The sequence below is a fragment of the Enterobacter sp. BNK-18 genome (genome assembly GCF_047456135.1).
GTDB lineage: Bacteria > Pseudomonadota > Gammaproteobacteria > Enterobacterales > Enterobacteriaceae > Enterobacter > Enterobacter ludwigii.
This window is the reverse complement of record NZ_CP179899.1, coordinates 4,285,491-4,306,783: the sequence shown is the minus strand read 5'-3', so window position 1 is coordinate 4,306,783 and position 21,293 is coordinate 4,285,491. Positions and strand designations below refer to the sequence as shown.

At 57.0% G+C, this 21,293-nt stretch carries 21 protein-coding genes; 6 read left to right on the top strand and 15 right to left on the bottom strand.

What is annotated here, in order from left to right; genetic code table 11:
* Positions 1–19: 19 nt before the first annotated feature.
* The 5 genes from ACMGG3_RS20690 (at position 20) to nrdG (ending at position 7,708) form a co-directional block, all read left to right on the top strand.
* Complete coding sequence (locus ACMGG3_RS20690; protein WP_414149417.1) at positions 20–1,417, top strand: PTS fructose transporter subunit IIC; 1,398 nt, start codon at positions 20–22, stop codon at positions 1,415–1,417.
* Positions 1,418–1,427: 10 nt separating this feature from the next.
* A complete protein-coding gene (locus tag ACMGG3_RS20685) occupies positions 1,428–4,025 on the top strand; it encodes an alpha-mannosidase (protein ID WP_414149416.1) in 2,598 nt (865 codons plus the stop codon).
* Between the two features lies 1 nt (position 4,026).
* The gene (locus ACMGG3_RS20680) at positions 4,027–4,599 is read left to right on the top strand and encodes a PTS sugar transporter subunit IIA (protein WP_214580783.1); all 573 of its coding nucleotides are present in this window, start codon (positions 4,027–4,029) and stop codon (positions 4,597–4,599) included.
* 367 nt (positions 4,600–4,966) lie between these two features.
* The gene (gene nrdD, locus ACMGG3_RS20675) at positions 4,967–7,105 is read left to right on the top strand and encodes an anaerobic ribonucleoside-triphosphate reductase (RefSeq protein WP_020885401.1); all 2,139 of its coding nucleotides are present in this window, start codon (positions 4,967–4,969) and stop codon (positions 7,103–7,105) included.
* A 138-nt stretch (positions 7,106–7,243) separates the two neighbouring features.
* Positions 7,244–7,708, top strand: a complete 465-nt coding sequence (nrdG, locus tag ACMGG3_RS20670; RefSeq protein ID WP_059306428.1) for an anaerobic ribonucleoside-triphosphate reductase-activating protein — start codon at positions 7,244–7,246, stop codon at positions 7,706–7,708.
* Positions 7,709–7,711: 3 nt separating this feature from the next.
* On the opposite strand, the gene ACMGG3_RS20665 is transcribed toward nrdG, so the two are convergent.
* From ACMGG3_RS20665 to pmbA, 14 genes are all read right to left on the bottom strand, one after another.
* Entirely contained in the window at positions 7,712–7,996 is a 285-nt protein-coding gene (locus ACMGG3_RS20665) for a type II toxin-antitoxin system RelE/ParE family toxin (protein WP_324285159.1), read from the bottom strand.
* Positions 7,986–8,228, bottom strand: a complete 243-nt coding sequence (locus ACMGG3_RS20660; protein WP_020885404.1) for a type II toxin-antitoxin system RelB/DinJ family antitoxin — start codon at positions 8,226–8,228, stop codon at positions 7,986–7,988. Before ACMGG3_RS20660 ends, ACMGG3_RS20665 begins: the two co-directional genes overlap by 11 nt.
* Before the next feature lie 77 nt (positions 8,229–8,305).
* Positions 8,306–10,216 (bottom strand): BglG family transcription antiterminator, encoded by a 1,911-nt coding sequence (locus ACMGG3_RS20655; protein WP_414149415.1) that lies wholly within the window; start codon positions 10,214–10,216, stop codon positions 8,306–8,308.
* Positions 10,217–10,235: 19 nt separating this feature from the next.
* On the bottom strand, positions 10,236–11,372 hold the full coding sequence (locus ACMGG3_RS20650) for a lactonase family protein (protein WP_025205775.1): 1,137 nt from the start codon (positions 11,370–11,372) through the stop codon (positions 10,236–10,238).
* A 118-nt stretch (positions 11,373–11,490) separates the two neighbouring features.
* Positions 11,491–12,231, bottom strand: coding sequence for a 2-dehydro-3-deoxy-phosphogluconate aldolase (gene dagF / locus ACMGG3_RS20645; protein WP_014168382.1), 741 nt, complete (start codon positions 12,229–12,231; stop codon positions 11,491–11,493).
* Entirely contained in the window at positions 12,228–13,346 is a 1,119-nt protein-coding gene (locus tag ACMGG3_RS20640) for a DgaE family pyridoxal phosphate-dependent ammonia lyase (RefSeq protein WP_014168381.1), read from the bottom strand. Before ACMGG3_RS20640 ends, dagF begins: the two co-directional genes overlap by 4 nt.
* The gene (locus ACMGG3_RS20635) at positions 13,330–14,463 is read right to left on the bottom strand and encodes an amidohydrolase/deacetylase family metallohydrolase (protein WP_414149414.1); all 1,134 of its coding nucleotides are present in this window, start codon (positions 14,461–14,463) and stop codon (positions 13,330–13,332) included. The genes ACMGG3_RS20640 and ACMGG3_RS20635 overlap by 17 nt, the downstream gene beginning before the upstream one ends.
* Before the next feature lie 42 nt (positions 14,464–14,505).
* Positions 14,506–15,147 carry a DUF4310 family protein gene (locus ACMGG3_RS20630; protein ID WP_014882285.1) on the bottom strand — a complete coding sequence of 214 codons (642 nt, stop codon included), beginning with the start codon at positions 15,145–15,147 and terminating at the stop codon, positions 14,506–14,508.
* Between the two features lie 13 nt (positions 15,148–15,160).
* On the bottom strand, positions 15,161–15,937 hold the full coding sequence (locus ACMGG3_RS20625; RefSeq protein WP_014168378.1) for a DUF4311 domain-containing protein: 777 nt from the start codon (positions 15,935–15,937) through the stop codon (positions 15,161–15,163).
* Between the two features lie 22 nt (positions 15,938–15,959).
* Entirely contained in the window at positions 15,960–16,259 is a 300-nt protein-coding gene (locus tag ACMGG3_RS20620) for a DUF4312 family protein (RefSeq protein ID WP_006810338.1), read from the bottom strand.
* Between the two features lie 2 nt (positions 16,260–16,261).
* On the bottom strand, positions 16,262–16,624 hold the full coding sequence (locus ACMGG3_RS20615) for an SFCGS family glycine-rich protein (protein WP_003830384.1): 363 nt from the start codon (positions 16,622–16,624) through the stop codon (positions 16,262–16,264).
* A 10-nt stretch (positions 16,625–16,634) separates the two neighbouring features.
* Positions 16,635–16,973, bottom strand: a complete 339-nt coding sequence (locus ACMGG3_RS20610; protein WP_014168376.1) for a glycine dehydrogenase — start codon at positions 16,971–16,973, stop codon at positions 16,635–16,637.
* A 318-nt stretch (positions 16,974–17,291) separates the two neighbouring features.
* Entirely contained in the window at positions 17,292–17,678 is a 387-nt protein-coding gene (cybC, locus tag ACMGG3_RS20605; RefSeq protein ID WP_014168375.1) for a cytochrome b562, read from the bottom strand.
* 41 nt (positions 17,679–17,719) lie between these two features.
* Positions 17,720–19,072 (bottom strand): metalloprotease PmbA, encoded by a 1,353-nt coding sequence (gene pmbA / locus ACMGG3_RS20600; RefSeq protein ID WP_020882904.1) that lies wholly within the window; start codon positions 19,070–19,072, stop codon positions 17,720–17,722.
* A gap of 95 nt (positions 19,073–19,167) precedes the next feature.
* On the opposite strand from pmbA, the gene yjgA reads away from it, so the two are divergent.
* Positions 19,168–19,719 carry a ribosome biogenesis factor YjgA gene (gene yjgA, locus ACMGG3_RS20595; RefSeq protein WP_014168373.1) on the top strand — a complete coding sequence of 184 codons (552 nt, stop codon included), beginning with the start codon at positions 19,168–19,170 and terminating at the stop codon, positions 19,717–19,719.
* Positions 19,720–19,811: 92 nt separating this feature from the next.
* Here yjgA and mpl read toward each other — a convergent pair whose 3' ends face one another.
* Positions 19,812–21,188 carry a UDP-N-acetylmuramate:L-alanyl-gamma-D-glutamyl-meso-diaminopimelate ligase gene (mpl, locus tag ACMGG3_RS20590; protein WP_014168372.1) on the bottom strand — a complete coding sequence of 459 codons (1,377 nt, stop codon included), beginning with the start codon at positions 21,186–21,188 and terminating at the stop codon, positions 19,812–19,814.
* Between the last annotated feature and the right edge of the window lie 105 nt (positions 21,189–21,293).

Below are 21,293 nucleotides of genomic sequence, written 5' to 3'. Positions count from 1 at the left end.
CACCCAGGGAATTATTACAATGATGAATCAAAAAATTATCGCTGTAACGGCTTGTCCTACAGGGATCGCGCACACGTTTATGGCGGCAAGTAAAATTATTGCATGGGCAAAAGAGCATAATATTGAGGTCAAGGTCGAAACGCAGGGCAGCGACGGCGTAAAAAACAGATTAACGAAACAGGATATTGCCTCCGCCACGGCCATTATTCTTGCAACCGACGTTCCCATTCAGGATGCAGAACGTTTTGAACACGTTCCTCACCTTCAGACCCGCACGCAAGAGCTGATTAAAAATACCGACCGCTACCTGCGTCAGGCGCTGGCCATGCAGAAAAACGTCACCACTGTGGCGGACGAAGACGCCATTCAGCGTTCGGCTTACCAGATTTTTATCGGCCATATCATGGCAGCCATCAGCTATATGTTACCGGTCGTGGTAATGGGCGGCCTGATGATGGCGACGGCCAAAATTACCGGGCAGTTTATTAACATTGAGCATTCGCCATTCAGCGTGCTGGATAAAATGGGCTTTATGACCATCAAGTTCATGTACCCGGTCTTTGCGATGTATCTGGCCTTTTCCATTGCCGGTAAACCGGCGCTGATCCCCGGACTGATCGGCGGCATCATGTCAGATGAGGTCTACAAACGCTTCTTTGATATTGAAGGCTTTATGCCCTCCGGCTTTTTCGGTGCAATTGGCATCGGCTTTTTTGTCGGCTATCTGGTGCGCTGGCTGAATGATGCCATTCACGTCCGACAGCAGCTTACCACCCTTAAAACCATGCTGGTCGTTCCGCTGATCACCGGTATTACGCTGGTGATGGTAATGGAATATCTGATCAACCCGATTTTTGGTTCGCTTAACCAGCTGATGGTGGTCTTTTTTACCTCGGCGGGTGATACCGGACGCGGCTTCTATTCGGCCATGATCGCCGCGGGTACCGCGTTCGATCTCGGCGGCCCGGTCAACAAGGCGGCAGGATCGGTCGCGCTCGGCCTGAACGGCATGAGCGAGACATTTGATTTAACCGCCCGCGAGCTCTCCATCGTGATTCCTTCTATTGGGGTAGGCCTCGCCGCGTTCCTCAATGGGCGTTTTGGCCTGCCGGACGTGTTCAGCCGTGAAGAGAAAACCGTTGGCAGCACTTCGTTATTGCTGGGCTTTATCGGTATTTCAGAAGGCGCTATCCCGTTCATCCTGAAAAACCCACGCCTGATCCCCGTGTTCATGACAGGAGCCGTCGCGGGTGCGCTGGTGGCGATTGCCCTCGGCGTGAAGCAGACGTTGCCCCTGCCGGCTATCTGGGGCTGGCCGCTGGCGACCAATGTGGTCGGGTACCTGGCAAGCGTCTTTATTGGCTCACTGATTTGCGCCCTGGGCGTGCTTTATCTCAGCCCAAAGAACGCCAGATAAGGGGAGCGCAATGAGCCAGATCCACGTTATAGCCCATACCCACTGGGATCAAGAGTGGTATTTCACCCGCCAGGACAGCATGGTGCTGGCGTCGTATAACTTTGCGGAGGTCATCGAGACGCTGGAGCAGGACACGGCCTGGCAGTGCTATCACCTTGACGGGCAGATGGCGGTGGTGGATGACTTTCTCGCCATCAATCCCGATTACCGGCCCCGGCTGGAAAAACTGGTCAGGGAGAAAAGCGTGTTTGTCGGGCCGTGGTTCACCCAGACGGATACCTACAACGTTCACGGCGAATCGATTATCCGCAACCTCAAATACGGCATCTTCGCCGCTCGGGCGCTGGGGCATGCCATGCAGGTCGGTTATCTGCCGGATACCTTTGGGCATAACGCGCAGATGCCCACGATTTTGCAGGGCTGCAATATCGATAATATCGTTTTCTGGCGCGGTGTCGACCACGACACTCAGGCCAAAAACAGCCAGTTTCTCTGGCGCGCGCCGTCAGGTGCAACCATCATCGCCTGTGCAATGGCGCTGGGGTATGGTGCGGCCAAGAACATGCGCGCGGAGGCCAGCCATCTGCACGGCAAGATCTACCCGATGGTGGATCTGCTGCGTTCACGGTCGCAGATTGACGACCTGCTCCTGCCCTGCGGCGGCGATCAGGTCAGCATCGACCCGGCGCTGCCGCATATCCTGCAGGCTGCCAGCGCGCACTCTCCCACGCAGGACCGTTACGTCCTCAGCTCGCTGGAGCAGTACGTCGCACTGCTGCGCACAAAACGGGAACAACTGGCGTTATGGGAAGGTGAGCTGAAATCGCCGCGCTACACCCGCATTCACAAAACGATCGGGTCTGTGCGTTACGATATCAAAAAGAAAAATGCCGACATCGAGCAGTTCATCCTGCGACAGCTGGAGCCCACCATCGCCATGGCGCGTCATCAGGGCATTCCGGTCACGCTCCCGGTCGTGGACACCCTCTGGAAGAAGCTTCTGCGAAGCCATGCCCACGACTCCATGGGTGGCTGCAACAGCGATGCCACAAACCGCGACATTCTTCATCGGCTCGAGCAGACAGAGCAGCTTTGTCACAGCCTGTGGAATCTGGTGGTGAAGTCACTGGCCGCCGCATGCTGTCAGGAGGGTGACCTGCTCATTTTCAACCCGCTGGCCACCCCGACCCGCTGCGTGATCCACACCACCCTGTACAGTCAGGCCGACAATATCACCCTGACGTATCAGGGCCAGCCGCTGCCCTTCGACGTTCTGAAACGCGAGACGTTACCCGGAGGAACGGCCATCTCCCTCACCTGCGAGGGCGAACGCGAAACGCACCTTCCGCCTTATTTCCGCTGGCATGTTGTTCTGCAGACGCCTCTCCTGCCGCCGGTGGGCTATATCACCGTCAACGTAACAGACACGCCGGCTCCGTTTGCCAGGACCTACGCCGCGAAAGGAGAGGCGATAGAGAATACGGTTTATCGACTGACGCTGGAGGCCGGTACGCTGGTGCTTGAAGACAAGCGCAACGCCAGGCGCATCACGTCGTTATTCAGTCTTGAAGACTGCGCGGATGCCGGAGACAACTATGATTTCTCGCCGCTCCCGGGCGATGAACCGACGCGCTGCGCGCATTTCACGCTGATCGACTGCAGCAAAACCCCTCTTTGCCAAACGATGGTGCTTGAGGCGGTCATGTCGCTGCCGCCGGATCTCGCTGGACGCCGGGAAAATATCCGCACGCCGTTATCAATGCGCATAGTGTGCGAATTACGTCACGACGATCCGAACCTGCATGTTGATAGCTCGCTGGTAAACAACCACTGCGATCACCGGCTGCGTTTACTGATCAACAGCGATATTTGCACCCGTCACTCCCTCGCCTCGCAGCCGTTCTCGATAATCGAGCGTAAAACGGGGTACGACGATACTCACTGGCAGGAGCGCTATCGCGAGAAGCCCGTGGATATTGAAACCAGCGAGGGCATCATCGCTATCGCGCAAGCGGGCAAAGCGCTGGTCGTGAATAGCCGCGGCATGAAAGAGTTTCAGGTTATTGGACGCGATCCGGCAGTCATTGCCCTGACCTTATTCAAATCAACCGGCGTACTGGGGCGCAGCGATCTTGACTGGCGACCCGGCCGGGCGTCTGGCATTAACAATACGGTGGTCGACACGCCCGATGCGCAGCTGCTCAAACCGCTGCACTTTTCCTTCACCGTGGCGCTGGCCGATAACGCAGACCATCTGACGCTGCGCCAGCTGGAGAATCAGGCGACGGGTCACCCCTTCACCTATCAACGGCAAACGCTGCATACCCTCGATAACCGGCTTGAGCGTTTTTCGCTGCGCCTGCCCGAACGCACGCTGCCGGCAGAATTTTCGTTATTCGCCTTACCGGAACCGCTCGTTCTTTCTGCCCTGCCTCATGCGCAACGATCGCCTGGCACGATCGCCCGCGTGTTCAACGCCGGGACGCAGCCTGTCCCTGTTCCGGCTGGCCTGGCAGAGCGTCCCCAGCTCAATTATCTGGAAGAACACGTGCCATCGGTGACGACGATCCCCCCTTCTGCGACCTGTGATTTTTTGATTGAGGCTTAACATGAACTTGCTTGAACTCACGCACCCCGAACTGGTGTTTATTAACCCACCCTGCCGCACGCCTGAAGCGCTGATCCGCTGGCTCTCCGAACCGCTTGTCGGGCGAAACGTCATCACCGATAAAGACGCCTTTATCCAGAGCGTCTTACACCGCGAAAGTGAAGGTCCCACCGCGCTGGGCGAAGCGCTGGCCGTTCCGCACGGTAAATCAGACGCGGTGCAGCAGGCGGCGTTTTGCCTGGCGCTTTTTGATGAGCCGGTTATCTGGCCGGGGCTGGAAGGCGATGAAGCGGTCAGGATGGTTTTTCTGCTCGCCATCCCACACGGCGAGGCCGGCAGTACGCATATGCAGCTGCTGACGACGCTGACCAGTTCGCTGGCGGAAGAGCGGGTTCGTAACGCGCTTCTGGCGGCGCGCACCGGCGAAGAAGCGCTGTCCGCGTTGCGCAGAGAAACGCCACAAAACGCGGACGCCGAACCCGAGCGCTCACTTGTTATCCCGCTGATACTGGGGGGTATTGCGGCGGCAGCCTTTCTCCAGGCCGGACTGAACTGGGCATGCGGGGTGAGTTAACCGACTGGCGCTCGGCACATGCTGCTGAGCGCTTGTTTTTGTTGAATAATTAATCAGAATTTTCCCTCTCGTCTTTACAAACGCTGGAGTGCCCGTCGTTTGTACTCTCGTCTTTTTACTTTGTTCTGAATCAAATAAATCGCAAACATGTTTGATGCAAATCACTATATGTAGCACTTAAAATGCACGCCGACCCAACATATTGTATTTATCGTCTACTATTCCAACAACAAGACGGCGACTCAGCTCTCCGGAATTGTGGATAACACGCGTTGGGAACGTGGGAAGTCTCTGGCCTGGCTGACAATACGCCCGGTGAACACTTCTCCACCTCTGTGGATAACCTGTTTTTAAAAATGGAGTGATCATGACACCGCATGTGATGAAACGTGATGGCTGTAAAGTGCCGTTTAAATCAGAGCGCATCCAGGAAGCCATTCTGCGTGCAGCTAAAGCAGCGGGTGTCGATGACGCAGATTACTGCGCCACCGTCGCAGAAGTCGTTAGCAGCCAGATGAACGAACGCAGCCAGGTCGATATCAATGAGATCCAGACCGCGGTTGAAAACCAGCTGATGGCGGGTCCCTACAAGCAGTTAGCCCGCGCCTATATCGAATACCGCCACGATCGGGACGTTCAGCGTGAGAAACGCGGTCGTCTTAATCAGGAGATTCGTGGCCTGGTGGAGCAGACCAACTCCGCCCTGCTGAATGAAAATGCCAACAAAGACAGCAAAGTAATCCCCACCCAGCGCGACCTGCTGGCCGGTATTGTTGCCAAACACTATGCCCGTCAGCACCTGCTGCCGCGCGACGTGGTCTCGGCGCATGAGCGCGGTGAGATCCACTATCACGATCTCGATTACTCGCCCTTCTTCCCGATGTTCAACTGCATGCTCATCGACCTGAAAGGCATGCTGACCCACGGTTTTAAAATGGGTAATGCCGAGATTGAGCCGCCAAAATCGATCTCCACGGCCACTGCGGTCACGGCGCAGATTATCGCTCAGGTCGCCAGCCATATTTACGGCGGCACCACCATTAACCGCATTGATGAAGTACTGGCACCGTTCGTCACGGCAAGCTTCAATAAACACCGTCAAACCGCTGAAGAGTGGCAAATCCCGGACGCCGAGGGCTACGCGCACTCCCGTACCGAAAAAGAGTGCTACGACGCGTTCCAGTCGCTGGAATACGAGGTGAACACCCTGCATACCGCCAACGGTCAGACGCCGTTTGTGACCTTCGGTTTTGGTCTGGGTACCAGCTGGGAATCACGCCTGATTCAGCAATCGATCCTGCGAAACCGTATCTCCGGGCTTGGTAAAAACCGTAAGACAGCGGTGTTCCCGAAACTGGTGTTCGCTATCCGCGACGGCCTGAACCACAAGTTTGGCGATCCTAACTACGACATCAAACAGCTGGCGCTGGAGTGTGCGAGCAAGCGCATGTACCCGGACATCCTGAACTACGACCAGGTGGTCAAAGTGACCGGCTCGTTTAAAACGCCAATGGGCTGCCGCAGCTTCCTCGGCGTGTATGAAGACGAAAACGGCGAACAGGTTCACGACGGCCGTAACAACCTGGGTGTGATCAGCCTCAACCTGCCGCGTATCGCCCTCGAAGCCAAAGGCGACGAAGCGGCCTTCTGGGCGCTGCTGGACGAACGTCTGCAGCTCGCACGTAAGGCCCTCATGACCCGTATCGCGCGTCTGGAAGGGGTGAAAGCCCGCGTTGCGCCCATCCTGTATATGGAAGGGGCCTGCGGCGTGCGCCTGAAGGCGGACGATGACGTGTCGGAGATCTTCAAAAATGGTCGCGCGTCAATTTCTCTGGGCTACATCGGTATTCACGAAACGATCAACGCGCTGTTCGGCAACCAGCACATGTATGACAGCGACGCCCTGCGTGAAAAAGGTGTCGCCATTGTTCAGCGCCTGCGCGATGCGGTTGACCAGTGGAAAGACGAAACCGGCTACGGCTTCAGCCTGTACAGCACCCCGAGTGAAAACCTGTGTGACCGTTTCTGCCGCCTGGATACCGCTGAATTTGGCATTGTCGAAGGGGTAACCGACAAAGGGTACTACACCAACAGCTTCCACCTCGACGTGGAGAAGAAGGTGAACCCTTACGACAAGATCGACTTTGAAGCCGCGTATCCGCCCGTCGCGAACGGTGGCTTCATCTGCTACGGCGAGTATCCGAACATTCAGCACAACCTGAAGGCGCTGGAAGATGTCTGGGATTACAGCTATCAGCACGTGCCGTATTACGGGACCAACACCCCGATTGACGAGTGCTACGAGTGTGGCTTTACCGGTGAGTTTGAGTGCACCAGCAAAGGCTTCACCTGCCCGAAATGCGGTAACCACGATGCGGCTCGCGTCTCGGTGACCCGCCGCGTATGTGGCTATCTCGGGAGTCCCGATGCGCGTCCGTTTAACGCCGGTAAGCAGGAAGAGGTTAAGCGACGCGTGAAGCATTTGGGGAATGGGCAGATCGGTTAAGGCGTCGGGGGTTTCCCCTCACCCTACCCCTCTCCCACCGGGAGAGGGAACCGAACGCGCACCTACGTTTTCCCCCTCTCCCTGTGGGAGAGGGCTGGGGTGAGGGCACCCGCGCACACACACTCTGGACATCTTCTTATGCGATATCATCAATACTACCCCGTCGACATCGTCAACGGCCCCGGCACCCGCTGCACTCTGTTTGTCTCAGGCTGCGTCCATGAATGCCCCGGCTGTTACAACAAAAGCACCTGGCGCCTGAATTCAGGCCTGCCGTTCACCGCAGAGATGGAAGAGCGGATCATCCACGATCTCAACGACACGCGCATTCATCGCCAGGGGATTTCACTCTCCGGTGGCGACCCGCTTCACCCGCAAAACGTGCCGGACATTCTGAAGCTGATAAAACGCATTCGCCGCGAATGTGCAGGCAAGGATATCTGGGTCTGGACGGGTTATAAGCTTGAAGAACTGAATGCTGAACAGAGGGAAGTGGTGGATTTGATTAACGTGCTGGTTGACGGCAAGTTTGTGCAGGATTTAAAAGACCCTGCGCTGATCTGGCGCGGCAGCAGCAACCAGGTTGTGCATCATTTGCGTTGATCGCTAAAGCCGTTTGTTTACGTCATGATAAGCGGCTGATTTCTCTCTCTTACCGATAGCAATAACACATACCGTCACATCGTTGTCATGAACCTGATAGACCAAACGATAACCCTGGGATCTGAGTTTTATCTTGTCGCAATCAGGCAGGCCATGCAGGCGAGCCGATTCAACCCTGGGGTTCACCAACACGTTCGCAAGCTTCTTCTTAAACTGATTTTTTACGGTATCACCCAGCCTGGCCCACTCCTTGAACGCCCTCGGATCAAATACGAGTTCATAAGTCATCCAGCCTAACCTTAATTCCTTTTTGCGGATTAGCCAGCCGCTCCCGGACTGTCTGTATGAGTTCATCTTCACTGTCGCTAACAGTGACCGTTTTCACCGGCATACGCCCCGTCTCCGCAACGTACTGAAACAGTAACCGAACGGCTTCCGTTGGCGTGATATTGAGTTTTTCAAGCACGGCATAAGCCTCGTTTTTGAGTTTGTCATCCAGACGGACGTTCAGCGTGGCCATTATGCCTCCAGTGAAATCGAATGCGTAATGCATTTTAGCATTACATTTGCATTACATCGAATTCTGGATAACGTCTCTCAAAACCGGCTCACACTCTCCATCGCCACCGCTTTAAACCCGGCGAAATCATTGCAACTGCACAGCCGTGACATGGCGCGCTCACGCAGGAAAGTCACGAAAATATCGTAAATCGCCATCGCCTCTTCGTACTCGCGCTTGCTGATGGCGAGCAGGAAAATCACGTGGGCAGTTTCATCCCCCCAGGCAATACCCTGCGGTGCCAGCACGGTGTAAACCACCGTTTTTTGTGCCAGTAGCCCGAGGGAGTGCGGTAGCGCAATGCCGTCGCCCAGCATGGTGCTGACGATGGCCTCTCGCTCCACGACCGAATCCAGAAACTCCGCGCCAACAAACCCCTCTTCTTCGAGCTGCTCGCACAGCTCCCGGAACAGCGTTTGCTGGTCAATCGGCCTGTCGATAATGCGGAAATGGGCGGCATCGAAGTATTTATCCAGCATCCACGGGCGGGTTCGGTCCACCAGCACCAGCTTACCTATCTGCTCAAGCTGGTAGTCCGTCGGGAACGGGGCGATCATCACCACCGGTTTAGACTTTTCGCTCACCCGGGCGGTCGAGATAACAAAGTCTTCGCCGATCGGTTCCGCCAGCTCATACTCGCGCAGCGTGAGCGTGCGGGTCACCTCAATCTGCGGATATTTGCGCTGCAGCACCGCTTCAATCATCCGGACCATCGCATTCCCGGCATCGCAAACTAACAGCACCCGCGGCTGGCGCTGGTAGCCGATGTTGTAGTGGCGCTCCAGCCCGACACCGATATGCAGCACCAGGAAACCGATCTCGTTTTCGCTGATTACATACGGCGTGTATTTCCCCCAGCTCGACACTGCCGCGAGGGTCATATCCCACGCCATCGGGTAGTGCTGCTTGATGTTATCCAGAAGCGGATTCGGGATCATGATTTGATAGCGCACGCGGGTGATCATGGTTTTGATGTGGGTGAGCAGATCCGCATGCAGTTGCTCGTCGCTGAGCAGGTTGTAGTTATAGTGGGTATTGATGTAGCGCAGGATGTAATTGACCAGCGCTTCGTCGTCATCGGCATTGATGGCACTGGGGGCAATCTCCTGGATCTGACGTGCCGCGATGTGAACGCAGAGCCAGCTCTCTTCTGAAGGCGAAAGCGCTTTATCCGCCAGCTGTTGAATGGTCACAGCGATGTCTTTCGCCGCCTCACGAACATTCTCGGCCACATCTTCTGCGTGAAATTCCGGCAGCGGATAGCCCTCGCTGATGCGACGCACCGACACCGCACAGTACAGGCGCAGGAACAGCTCGCCCTCGTCAGTCAGACGAATGTGATGCCGCGTCAGCGCATCGTGCAGCACGGGAACCATCTGCTCCGCCACCCCCGCATTGAGCGCAACGTCGGTCACCAGCGGGTTCAGGCTATCCTGCTGTGCCAGCTCCCAGAGCAGATCGGTGAGACAGGCGCGGGTCGCCATCTCGCTGCCAAACAGCTTCATGCCGTGGCGCGGTCGAGTTTCCAGCGTCAGGTTGTAACGGTGTAACCACTCGCGCACTTCCACCATGTCACTTTGCAGCGTCGCACGGCTGACAAACCACTCATCTGCCAGATCCTCCAGCTTGAGCGAAAACGCGGAGGTAAGAAAACGGACCACCAGATAGTGCACGCGCTCCGGCCCGGTGCGGGGAATGCGCAGCGCGCGCGGGTGTGAGGACTGAAGCTGCTGATAGCGTTCTGCATCGTCAATTTTGAGCTGATAGCCATTGCCGCGGCTGAGAATAAACTGCGCACCGTGGCTCGCCAGCAGCGCGTTCAGGGCGGTGATATCAGCGCGGACGGTTCGCGTGGAGACCGACAGCCGCTGCGCCAGTTCGTCCTGCGGCAGCGTCTCGTTTTGCAACAGATCGAAAAGTTGCGCTAAACGTTGGTTCGGAAATCGCACGGGGTTGTCCTCTTACGGCTTAGGGTGAAATGACCATCTGGGATGGGCTGCCGACCGGGGTATAGTCCGGCTCGGCGCTGAGTTTGCCGTCCTGCGCCACGCGAAAACGGGTAATGTTGTCGCTGCGCTGATTCATGACGTACAGCCAGCGCCCCTGTTTGTCGAGCGTCAGGGTGCGCGGGTAATCACCACGCGTCCACACATCATCCTGATGCGTCAGCGTGCCATCCGCTGTTACGGTAAAGTGCCCGATGCTGTTATGCAAACGGTTAGCCACATACAGCTGTTTGCCATCGGCACTGAGCGCCAGCCCGGCGGCAAAACTGGTGCCTTTATAGCCGTGTGGCAGGGCGGAGAGGGTTTTCCCCTCCTGCAGCCTGCCTCGCGCATCCAGCGTATAGTGCGTGAGCGTGGATGCCTCTTCGTTAATCAGCCATAACGCATCGCCTTTCGGCGTAAAGACGAAATGCCGCGGACCGGCCCCTTTCGAGGAGGCACTGATAAACGGCGGATCGTTCGGGGTCAGCTTGCCTGTTTGATCGTCAAAACGGTACTGGTAGATACGATCCAGGCCCAGATCGGTAGAAAAAACGTATTTCCCGCGCGGATCGGCGGCGATCATGTGCGCATGGGGGCCATTGTGATCGCTAATGGCAAAACTGCCTTCCACCGCCGCCGCCGGTTTCGCCGCGCCCGGCTCTCCCCGATCCTGATGCGTGTCCGTGGCCTCCCCCAGACTGCCGTCTGCATTAACGGGCAGAACAGCAATCGAGCCGCTGACGTAGTTCGCCACCAGCAGGTGGTGACCCTTTGGCGTCAGGGAGAGATAGACCGGCCCCGCCCCGCCGGACGCCACCTGATTAAGCTCGCTCAGTTCACCGTTATCGCCCACGCGCAGCGCCTGCACCACGCCCTGCTCCACTTCGCTCGCCAGATAGAGCGTCTTACCATCCTGCGAGACGGTGAGCTGCGCGGCGTTTGGCAACGTGCTGACCAGCGTTTTATTCGCGAGCGCACCGGTTTGCGGGTCGAGGGTAAAGCGGTACAGCCCCTCGCCGTTGGGGTTGTACGTCCCGACCCAGGCGTACTGCGTCTGGGCGATGGCGGTGGTAGCGAGTAACGAGAGTGAAGCGACGAGCAGATTGCGGGTGTGCATGGTGGCTCCTTTGGTTTTGTGCGGTTTGTGCCCCTCACCCTAACCCTCTCCCCTTTGGGGAGAGGGGACGATTACACCCTCTCCCCAAAGGGGAGAGGGCCGGGGTGAGGGGTAAAGACTACTTAGCCAGCTTCTTCGTCATCTCCAGCAGCGTACGCACATCTTCCGGACGCGTGTCGCCGCTGGCTTTGTCGATAATCGAGCTGTAGATATGCGGAATGATTTTACTCACGCCCGCATCAAGGGCGATCTGCAGGATCGCTTCATAGTTCTCCAGATCGATCCCACCGGTCGGCTCCAGCCAGAAATCGTGACGGGCGCAGGCTTCCGCAACTGCCTGGTATTCGTCCCGACACGCCAGGCCTCCCATCGGGAAGTATTTGATGGAGCTGCCGCCAAAATCTTTCAGCAGGGCAATCGCGGTTTCAACCGGCACAATGCCGTCCGGCGCCGTGCTGCTCAGCGGACCGGTGGAGATTTTCACCTTGCCAACGGTGCCGGTCGGAGAGACCAGACCGTTGACCACGGATTCACTCTGCCCCAGCAACGCACGGCTGGTTGCCACGCCGGTGAACACCTGGTTAACGTGCTGCGGCTGCACCTGACGGGCGATCTCACTGACCATCGCGGACTGGTTCGGATCGCCTGCGCCGAGGCCCACAGAGAGCGCATTATCGATAAGCTGAGCGTAGTCGCGCATATCGGCAACCGCACTGGCGACATCCGGGTAATTTTTGGAGAGCACGCCCACCAGCACGTGGCCTTCCGCCGCCTCGTAAATGGCGCTGGCGTTGGCTTTCGATCCTGCCAGCACGTTCAGGCAGACGCGGTCACGGTAAAAGTTGGGGGTCAGTTTCATGCCTTTTTCTCCTGTCCTAATACTTCACTCATGCGGCGATAAACAATGTTCAGCTGATCGGCATTCACGCTGCGCACGTCCGCTTCGATAATCCCTTCGTTGGCCTTGTAGCCACGGAAATAAATGGCGTACTCGCCCTGCTTCAGCGCGGTCACCAGGTCGCCGGTGCCAACACCGGTGGTAGCCTCATCAAACTTAATCTCGGTACGGGCGATATCGCGACCGGCACTGTCCCAGACCACGCGTGCCGTCACGCCGTTAAGGGTATTAAGCGCGTCAATAAAGGGCGTCATCTTCGCCACCATCTCTTCGCCGCTCTCTTTGGTCGCCGTCAGGTAGTGTTCGATGGCACAGGTAAGGCCGAGGATCCCCTCTTTACCCACTTTCATTGCGCGGCCAATCCCCGCCGTCTGGCGTTTCACCCACTCAACATACTGCGTTTTGCCGATCACCAGCCCGCTGGTTGGCCCTTCAATCGCTTTCGCACCGCTGTAGATAACCAGATCGGCACCGGAGCGGTAGTAAACGTGAAGATCTTCTTCCGCGGCCGCATCCACGATCAGCGGCAGATCGTGCTTACGCGCCACCACCGCCGCCTGCTCTACGCTGAGCATGCTTTTCTGCACGCAGTGGTGAGACTTGATGTAAAGGATGGCCGCGGTACGCGGCGTGATGGCCGCCGCCAGCTGATCGGCGGAGCATTCGTTCGCGTAGCCCGCTTCCACCAGCTTGCCGCCGCCCAGTGCCACCATGGTGCCTACCGGTGCGCCAAAGTTAACGTTATGGCCTTTCGGCAGCACGATTTCGTTGTTCTCAATCGGAGTGACGTGCAGGTTCTCCAGCAGCCAGTCGCTGTCTTTGACCAGCACCGCCGCCACGGACTGGGCGATGCCCGCTGACGCGCAGGAGACCACCGTCGCCCCTTCCACATCCAGCAGCTTCGCGATGTATTCGCCGGTTTTGTTGACCAGATCCTTCATCTCGAAATAGTGATTCATGCCATCCATCGCCGCCTGCACCACGTCCGGGCGCGGCGTGGAGACACCCAGCGCCGTCATACGGCCTGAGGTGTTGATGACTTGCTTTAAGTGATACTTCTCATAAATCGAAGGCATGTTCCGTGCTCCCTTGTTCGGTCATGTAGCCCTTGCCTGCGCGGATGGCGGCAAGCGGCACCAGAATGTGTTCAGCCTGCAGGCTGTCATTTTCAGCATCCACCAGCAGCGTTGGCTGGCGTTTTATCGCGAACAGCGTCAGGTCGGCATCGAGGCCTGGCTGAATACGGCCTTTGTGCGTCAGACGCAGCCCGTCGGCGGCGTTCGCGGTGACGCACTCAATCACCTGCGGCAGCGACATGCCGATGGCGAGAAACTTCGACATCACGCTTGCCAGCGACCCTACCGGGCCGTTAATGCGGTTGCGGCAGTAAATATCCGAGCTGATGGTGTGTGGCAAAATGCCCATCGCAATGGCGCGTCTCGCCACCTCAAAGCTAAAGCTCGCCGTACCGTGTCCGACGTCCAGGCGCACACCGCGTTTCAGGGCGGAGGTGATGGACGCACGCAGTTCACCGGATGGCGTCAGAATGCGGTTCGGCTTGCCGTTGTAGCAGTGGGTGATGATGTCGCCTGAGCTGAGCAGGTCGGCAATTTCATCGAGGTTGGGCGGGTTGTTGCCGATGTGCACCATCAGCGGCAGGTCGCCGTTCTCTGCCTGGATGGCTTTCGCGCGCTCAAGCGGCGTTATGCCGTTTTCGCCGACCACGCTGCTGCTCATGCGCGCTTTCAGGCCAACGATAAAATCCGGGTAGCGCGTAACGGCCTGCTTCACGGCCTTCGCATCAATGTTAGCCATATTGGCCAGTTCGTTCTGGGCAATCAGCCCCACGCGGGAGATGTTCAGTAAGGCATAAACGTCGGTTGAGGCTTTACGGGTGATTTCATAAAAATCGTCCACGTCATCCGCGCCGGTACTGCCGGCATCCACCACCGAGGTCACGCCGGTGGCGATGCCCACGCTGTCCGGTTCGTCGTGATAAATAGGGGAGTTCGGGTAGCAGTGAACGTGGGAGTCAATCCAGCCTGCGCTGACGAACACTTCACCGTTCAACTCAACCGTTTTGCTGGCGGCCGCGGTAATGTCGCCCACCGCCGCGATTTTTCCGTCCTGAATGGCGATATCGGTCAGGGTATCGTCGGTGAGGCGCGCACGGCGCAGGAGTAAATCAAACATGAGGATCTCCTGATAAGGCGGGCGCCGGGGCGCCCGCGGGCATTAAAGGGCGACCGGGAACAGCCAGCCCAGAATCATTGCACCGAGAATGGCGCCACCGGTAATCGGCTTCTGCCAGATATAGAACAACAGCGCACCTACCAGAGAGCCAACGCCAATAGGAATGGAGGCAGTCATGGCGCTGAGGATAATCAACGGCCCGAGGAAACGACCGGAGGCGTTACCGGCCCCCATCATCACGTCCGCCCCGTAGGTGGAGTTGCTCTGATTGATGGTGAACTTACGCGCCAGGATGATGACGTAGCCAATTGCCAGGCCAATCACCAGGCCGGTGATCAGCGCGGCGATAAAGTTGGTCACCGGGAACATGATGCCCGCGCCCAGCAGCAGCGCCGGAACCCCGAGACCCACCCCGGTCTGGATCGCCCCGCCGATATCAAGGATACCGACCAGCGACCCTTCGATAATACGGGCGAACAGGAAGCTCGCACCGAACGCCGCCACCGCGCCGTAAACGCCGGTATCCATCCCCGCTTTCAGCATCGCCACGAAGGCCACTTCGTTGAACGCGCCGATGCCGTAGAGGTAGTACATATGCGTCCCGGCAAAAACACCGGAAGAGAGCAGGCCAACGAAGATCGGGAACGACCAGTCGGCATACCAAAAACCTTTATTCTGTTCCATGTCGAGGCTCCTGTTATTTACCGCTGAGCGCGTTGTGGATCATGTCGAGCCAGTTCGGCACGGTCAGATGGAAGGATTCGATCATCTTCATGTCGAAGCCACGGAAGAAACCGCTCAGCACGAACAGCGCCACGATGGCCGCCATCATCACTTTGGTGACGTGGTTCCATCCGCTCTCTTCAACGCCCTTACCAATCAGGATACCCAGCACCAGACCCGGTACAGCGTTACCCATGATCAGCTGCGCCGCGCCGCCAAAAATGGTGGCCCAGAAGCCCGATTTTTTACCCGCATCGATGGCGGCCAGCCAGAAGATCACCGGCATCACGGTGTTGACCAGCAGGTTTGCCGCAGGCACCAGCACCTTCACGGCGGTTACCTGAAGCGCAGCCGGAACAGAAGAGGCGGTGAGGTTAAGGAAGGTGACGACAATCATGCCGATCACGCCGCAGGCAATCGCCATTTTGCGCGGATCGTGCAGCGTTTCGCCGACGTTACGGTTTTTAATCATCAGTGCTGCAGCACCCCAGTTCGGGATGATGCGGTGGTCAACGTCCTGTGTGAATGCCCCTGCGGCCACGGAAGAGGCCCAGGCGTTAAAGAAGAAGCCTAACCCAAAGGAGAAGTGAGAAGCCGGATCCCCTTCACAGGAGTTCAGTTCCCCCAACGTACGAAACGCGCCCATACCCTGAGTGGTAGGCGCATGAAACATGCGTGCAGCCCCGGCCCCCACACCGACGCCAACCAGGCCGCCAATGATGAGCGATTTTATTAATATAATTAAGAACATCAGTCTGCCCTTTTATGAATAATCAGCGTTGCGTGACGAAATCCACCTGGTCGAGATTGATGGCAGTCACGTTGACGGTCACATCCAGCTCCACGCTGTAGGTGCGTCTTTCCCGGCGCAAAAAGAAGAACAGAAAAGCTTCTTTACGCACCGCTTCTTGCGCCTGAACGACCTGCACATCCTGTGGCTCAATACGCAGTAAGATATGCGGTGAGGCTTTCATCACCGCGGCCTGAACGTGGTTGAGCGCATCAGCAAAGGCGCGCGCTTTAGCGTCGCCTTTTCCCTTCACTCTCACCGTGGTTGTGAACTGTTCTTTCATGCTTATGCGCCGTGTTTCTTCTGCCACGCCTGAACCAGACGCTCGCCCAGCTCTTCTTTATCCATAAAGCCAAAGCCCAGCACATTGCAGCCTTCATTGATGGCGGTGACGCCTTCATCCACTGAACGCATGCCGTATTTGGCTTTGTAGCCATATTTGGTTTGTGCGGTGATGGCACCCGCGCCGCCGCTGCCGCAGAAGGAGATGCCGAAGGTGGCATTTTCCGCTTTCATCACGTCACCGAGCTTCATGTCTGCCGCCACACCCGGCACGACAACCGCACGTCCACCGGCTTTTTCAACGCCTGCCGCCACTTTCTGACCTTTACCCAGGCGATCGCCAATCACGACTGTAATCTGTTCCATGTGTTGCTCCTTAAAGGTTGTCTTTCGCGACTTCGAAGTGAACGGAGAGCAGCCAGGCCTCTTCATCAGGAAGGTTGCCAAACTGCGCGACCACTTCACGGGCAAGCCGCATTGAATCGGGAGAAATTTCGTCGAACAGCTCGGCTTCAACCTCCGGCAGCGGCTCGCCGGTCACGGACCGGTGCGCCATCGCGCGAACGTGGGAGGTGAGCATCTGTTCCTGTACTGCGTTGGGGATGATGTTGTGCCGGGCCAGCAGGGCATACACCTGCGCCAGCATGGTGTTAGCGAGCTGCTCTGTTTGCACCGCCTGATCTCCAACGTCGTTCATTACCGCTCCGTTAATCACTCGTCTTACCCCGTTAATGGCTCTGGAATAAAACTAACGTTGGGGGGGAATTGTTTGTAGCGAGTTGTTTTCCACTTCGAAGTGGAAAGGCGAGCACCGGCAGTGATCTGTGCCACATAAATATGCTGAATATAGATAAATCACTGTATTTACGTGATGAATATCACGTTATCTGACGGCAATTAAGGGGGCGTGGGAGCGAAAAAGATTATGGGCAGGCGTGCAAATATGTGAGGTGGATAAGGTTTTCTTATGCCCGGAAAGCAAACATGCGGGGGCGATTAACCGCCCCCGCACGGGGAAAGCGCGTACCGAGAATTAACGATACTTTTTGTGATAGGTATTACGCGTGGTCACAAACTGGTCGGCTGCCGCCTGGGCTTCCTTCACTTTGCCTTCGTTGGCAAGCTTCAGTGCACCGTCAATCTGACCGACCAGCACGTCAAAGCCGTGGCGGTAGTCTTTCATCTCAGCGCTGTCTGCCGCTTTATTTTCCAGCTTTGGCGGCGTGGATTTCTGCGCGTCCAGTGCCGCTTCACGCATTTTGGTCAATGCGCCTTTCATTTCCGCCGCATTGTCCGTTTTCTGCACCACCTTCAGGTTTTCACTGAGGATGCCCATGTCGTCTTCAAGATCGGCAGCAAACGCAGAAGAACCAAGAACCAGCGTTGACGCTGCGACGATCGCTAACAGGTGTTTACGCATTGCTCACTTCCTTTTTTATTATTAAAACGCCTTTACGGGTATTACTGCCCGGCGATTTTCATCTCCGGTAAGAGGACTGAACCACACTGTATATTGCTACGTGTTTCAATATCGTTACCGACAGTAACAATATTGCGCCACATGTCTTTCAGGTTGCCGGCGATGGTAATTTCGCTTACCGGATACTGAATTTCACCGTTCTCAACCCAGAAGCCCGCTGCGCCCCGCGAATAATCGCCGGTAATGCCGCTTACGCCCTGGCCCATTAACTCGGTGACGACCAGACCGGTGCCCATCTCTTTAAGCATCTGCTCAAAGCTCAGGCCCTGACCCGCGATTCGCCAGTTGTGAATGCCGCCCGCGTGACCGGTGCTTTTCAGCCCCAGCTTGCGCGCGGAGTAGTTGGTCAGCAGCCACTGCGTCAGAATGCCGTCTTTGATGATATCGCGGCGCTCGGTGCGCACACCTTCGCTGTCGAACGGCGTCGAGGCCAGCCCTTTCAGCAGGTGCGGATGCTCTTCAATGGTCAACCATTCCGGCAGGATCTGCTTGCCCAGCGAGTCGAGCAGGAACGTCGATTTACGGTAAACGGAGCCCCCGGCAATCGCCCCCACCAGGTGGCCAAACAGGCCGGTCGCCACTTCATTGGCAAAAATGACCGGGGCTTTCATGGTGGAGAGTTTACGTGGCGACAGACGGGACAGCGTGCGCTGCGCGCATTCTGCGCCAACCCACTCAGGAGACTGCAAATCGCCCAGCGCGCGACCGATGGTGTAGGCGTAATCACGCTCCATATCACCGTTCTCTTCAGCGATAACGCAGCTGGAGAGCGAATGGCGCGTTGAGCAGTAGCCCTGCAGCATCCCGTGGCTGTTACCAAACACTTTGATACCGTAGTGGCTGTTAAAACTTCCGCCTTCGGTATTGGTGATGCGTTTATCGGCCTTCAGAGACGCCTGCTCGGCACGGGCAGCCAGTTCGATCGCTTCGTCCGGCGTCACTTCCGCCGGGTGGAAAAGATCGAGATCCGGGGCATCGAATGCCAGCAGCTCTTTGTCGGCAACGCCGGCGTAAGGATCGGGCGAGGTGTAACGCGCAATATCCAGCGCAGCCTGCACCGTACGGGCAATGGCATCCGGGCTGAGATCGGTCGATGACGCGCTGCCTTTGCGATTCTGGTGATAAACCGTGATCCCCAGGGCGCCATCGCTGTTGAATTCTACATTTTCCACTTCGCCGTAGCGGGTGCTGACGCTGATGCCGGTGGTTTTGCTTACCGCCACTTCGGCGCCATCTGATTTACCTGAAGCGAGCGTCAGCGCGGTGGAGACAGCTTCTTCCAGAATCTTACGCTGCGCTTCAACTTGTGAGGTTACTTTCATCGCAAATGCCATACTGTAAGAGAGAGTTAATTGAAGTCTAACAGAGAACCGTTTTTCAGTGCGCGTCTTAACTGGTAACATTAGCCTCTTTTTTTAAGGAGCCTGACATGACTAAGCAGCCCGAAGACTGGCTCGACGACGTTCCCGGTGATGACATCGAAGACGAAGATGATGAGATCATCTGGGTCAGTAAAAGTGAAATTAAACGTGACGCCGAAGAGTTAAAACAGCTTGGCGCGGAAATGGTAGAACTGGGTAAAAACGCGCTGGATAAACTCCCGCTCGACCAGGATCTGCGCGATGCCATTGAACTGGCACAGAAAATCAAGAAAGAAGGCCGTCGCCGTCAGCTTCAGCTTATCGGTAAAATGCTGCGTCAGCGTGACGTTGAACCGATCCGCCAGGCGCTGGACAAACTGAAAAACCGCCACAACCAGCAGGTTGCGCTGTTCCATAAGCTTGAGCAGATCCGCGATCGTCTGATTGAACAAGGTGATGATGCGGTACCGGAAGTACTGAACCTGTGGCCGGATGCCGATCGCCAGCAGCTGCGTTCGTTGATCCGCAATGCCCAGAAAGAGAAAGAAGCGAACAAGCCGCCGAAGTCTGCACGCCTGATTTTCCAGTATCTGCGTGAGCTGTCTGAAAACGAAGAGTAAGCACAGCATCGCTGAGTGCCCTCAACCCCGCCCCTCTCCCTGTGGGCGAGGGAGAAAAAGCCCGGTAAGCGTGAGCGCTACCGGGCTTTTTTTTACTCTACGACCGCCTGCGCTTTCTTCGCCAGACCGTCCAGCAGCTTCTGATGGATCCCACCAAAACCGCCGTTGCTCATCACCAGAATGTGATCGCCAGGCTGTGCGGCTTTCACCACCATATCCGCCAGCGCATCCACATCCGCACTCCAGTGCGCAGGCTGAATGCAGGCATCGGCCACTTCGGCCACCTGCCACGGAATATGCTGCGGCTGCAGCAGGAAGACTTCATCGGCACGCCCTAAGGATGGCGCAAGATCGTCTTTGCAGATGCCCATTTTCATGGTGTTCGAACGAGGTTCCAGCACGGCCAGAATGCGGGCGGTCCCGCCGACTTTGCCGCGTAAGGCCGCAAGCGTCGCCAGAATGGCGGTCGGGTGATGCGCAAAGTCGTCATACACCGTGACGCCGTGGGCTTCACCGCGCAGCTCCAGACGACGGCGGGCGTTAATGAACGAGCCTAACGCATCCGCCGCATCCGCAGGCTGAACGCCCACATGACGTGCCGCGGCAATCGCCATCAGGCCGTTGTGCATGTTGTGCTCGCCCACCAGGCCCCACTTCACCTCACCCACTTTCTCACCGTCGAGCAGCACTTCCCACTCGGAGGCATCCGCGTTGAGTTTTTTCGCCTGCCAGTGTCCCTGCTCGCCCACCAGCTCCTGCTCGCTCCAGCATCCCATCGCCAGGGTTTGCTTCAGGTTGATGTCGTTTTCCGGCAGGATGATGCGGCCCTGACCGGGAACGATGCGCACCAGATGGTGGAACTGTTTCTGAATCGCTTTCAGATCGTCAAAAATATCGGCGTGATCGAACTCAAGGTTGTTGAGGATCAGCGTCCGCGGGCAGTAGTGCACGAACTTGGAGCGCTTGTCGAAGAACGCGCAGTCATACTCGTCGGCTTCGATCACGAAGAACGGGCTGTCACCCAGACGCGCAGAAACATCGAAATTACCCGGCACACCCCCGATCACAAAACCTGGCTTATAACCACAGGCTTCGAGGATCCAGGTCGCCATTCCGGCGGTCGTGGTTTTGCCATGCGTTCCGGCTACGGCAACGACCCAACGGTCGCGCAGCACGAAATCATGCAGCCACTGCGGGCCAGACATGAACGGAATGTTGCGTTCCAGAACCGCCTCAACGCACGGATTACCGCGGGTCATGGCGTTGCCAATGATCACCAGATCCGGCTCAGGATCCAGCTGGCTGGCATCGTATCCCTGAATCAGAGAGATGCCCTGTTTCTCCAGAAGCGTGCTCATCGGCGGATACACATTGGCGTCCGAACCTGTCACTTCATGGCCCAGAGAGCGCGCCAGCATTGCCAGTCCGCCCATGAAAGTGCCACAAATCCCCAATATATGAATGCGCATACGTCACTATCCTTCTTCAATGTGGCGCACATTTTACTCACATGTCTGCGACAGCGAAACGCATTTCAGGTAAATCCGTATATTGCTGGCGCGATTCACCTCTGC

What these genes read in the sequence shown, in the direction of transcription:
- ACMGG3_RS20690 (WP_414149417.1), top strand. Translation starts at nt 20, where the DNA reads ATGATGAATCAAAAAATTATCGCTGTAACGGCTTGTCCTACAGGGATC.
- ACMGG3_RS20685 (WP_414149416.1), top strand. Translation starts at nt 1,428, where the DNA reads ATGAGCCAGATCCACGTTATAGCCCATACCCACTGGGATCAAGAGTGG.
- ACMGG3_RS20680 (WP_214580783.1), top strand. Translation starts at nt 4,027, where the DNA reads ATGAACTTGCTTGAACTCACGCACCCCGAACTGGTGTTTATTAACCCA.
- nrdD (WP_020885401.1), top strand. Translation starts at nt 4,967, where the DNA reads ATGACACCGCATGTGATGAAACGTGATGGCTGTAAAGTGCCGTTTAAA.
- nrdG (WP_059306428.1), top strand. Translation starts at nt 7,244, where the DNA reads ATGCGATATCATCAATACTACCCCGTCGACATCGTCAACGGCCCCGGC.
- ACMGG3_RS20665 (WP_324285159.1), bottom strand. Translation starts at nt 7,996, where the DNA reads ATGACTTATGAACTCGTATTTGATCCGAGGGCGTTCAAGGAGTGGGCC.
- ACMGG3_RS20660 (WP_020885404.1), bottom strand. Translation starts at nt 8,228, where the DNA reads ATGGCCACGCTGAACGTCCGTCTGGATGACAAACTCAAAAACGAGGCT.
- ACMGG3_RS20650 (WP_025205775.1), bottom strand. Translation starts at nt 11,372, where the DNA reads ATGCACACCCGCAATCTGCTCGTCGCTTCACTCTCGTTACTCGCTACC.
- dagF (WP_014168382.1), bottom strand. Translation starts at nt 12,231, where the DNA reads ATGAAACTGACCCCCAACTTTTACCGTGACCGCGTCTGCCTGAACGTG.
- ACMGG3_RS20640 (WP_014168381.1), bottom strand. Translation starts at nt 13,346, where the DNA reads ATGCCTTCGATTTATGAGAAGTATCACTTAAAGCAAGTCATCAACACC.
- ACMGG3_RS20635 (WP_414149414.1), bottom strand. Translation starts at nt 14,463, where the DNA reads ATGTTTGATTTACTCCTGCGCCGTGCGCGCCTCACCGACGATACCCTG.
- ACMGG3_RS20630 (WP_014882285.1), bottom strand. Translation starts at nt 15,147, where the DNA reads ATGGAACAGAATAAAGGTTTTTGGTATGCCGACTGGTCGTTCCCGATC.
- ACMGG3_RS20625 (WP_014168378.1), bottom strand. Translation starts at nt 15,937, where the DNA reads ATGTTCTTAATTATATTAATAAAATCGCTCATCATTGGCGGCCTGGTT.
- ACMGG3_RS20620 (WP_006810338.1), bottom strand. Translation starts at nt 16,259, where the DNA reads ATGAAAGAACAGTTCACAACCACGGTGAGAGTGAAGGGAAAAGGCGAC.
- ACMGG3_RS20615 (WP_003830384.1), bottom strand. Translation starts at nt 16,624, where the DNA reads ATGGAACAGATTACAGTCGTGATTGGCGATCGCCTGGGTAAAGGTCAG.
- cybC (WP_014168375.1), bottom strand. Translation starts at nt 17,678, where the DNA reads ATGCGTAAACACCTGTTAGCGATCGTCGCAGCGTCAACGCTGGTTCTT.
- pmbA (WP_020882904.1), bottom strand. Translation starts at nt 19,072, where the DNA reads ATGGCATTTGCGATGAAAGTAACCTCACAAGTTGAAGCGCAGCGTAAG.
- yjgA (WP_014168373.1), top strand. Translation starts at nt 19,168, where the DNA reads ATGACTAAGCAGCCCGAAGACTGGCTCGACGACGTTCCCGGTGATGAC.
- mpl (WP_014168372.1), bottom strand. Translation starts at nt 21,188, where the DNA reads ATGCGCATTCATATATTGGGGATTTGTGGCACTTTCATGGGCGGACTG.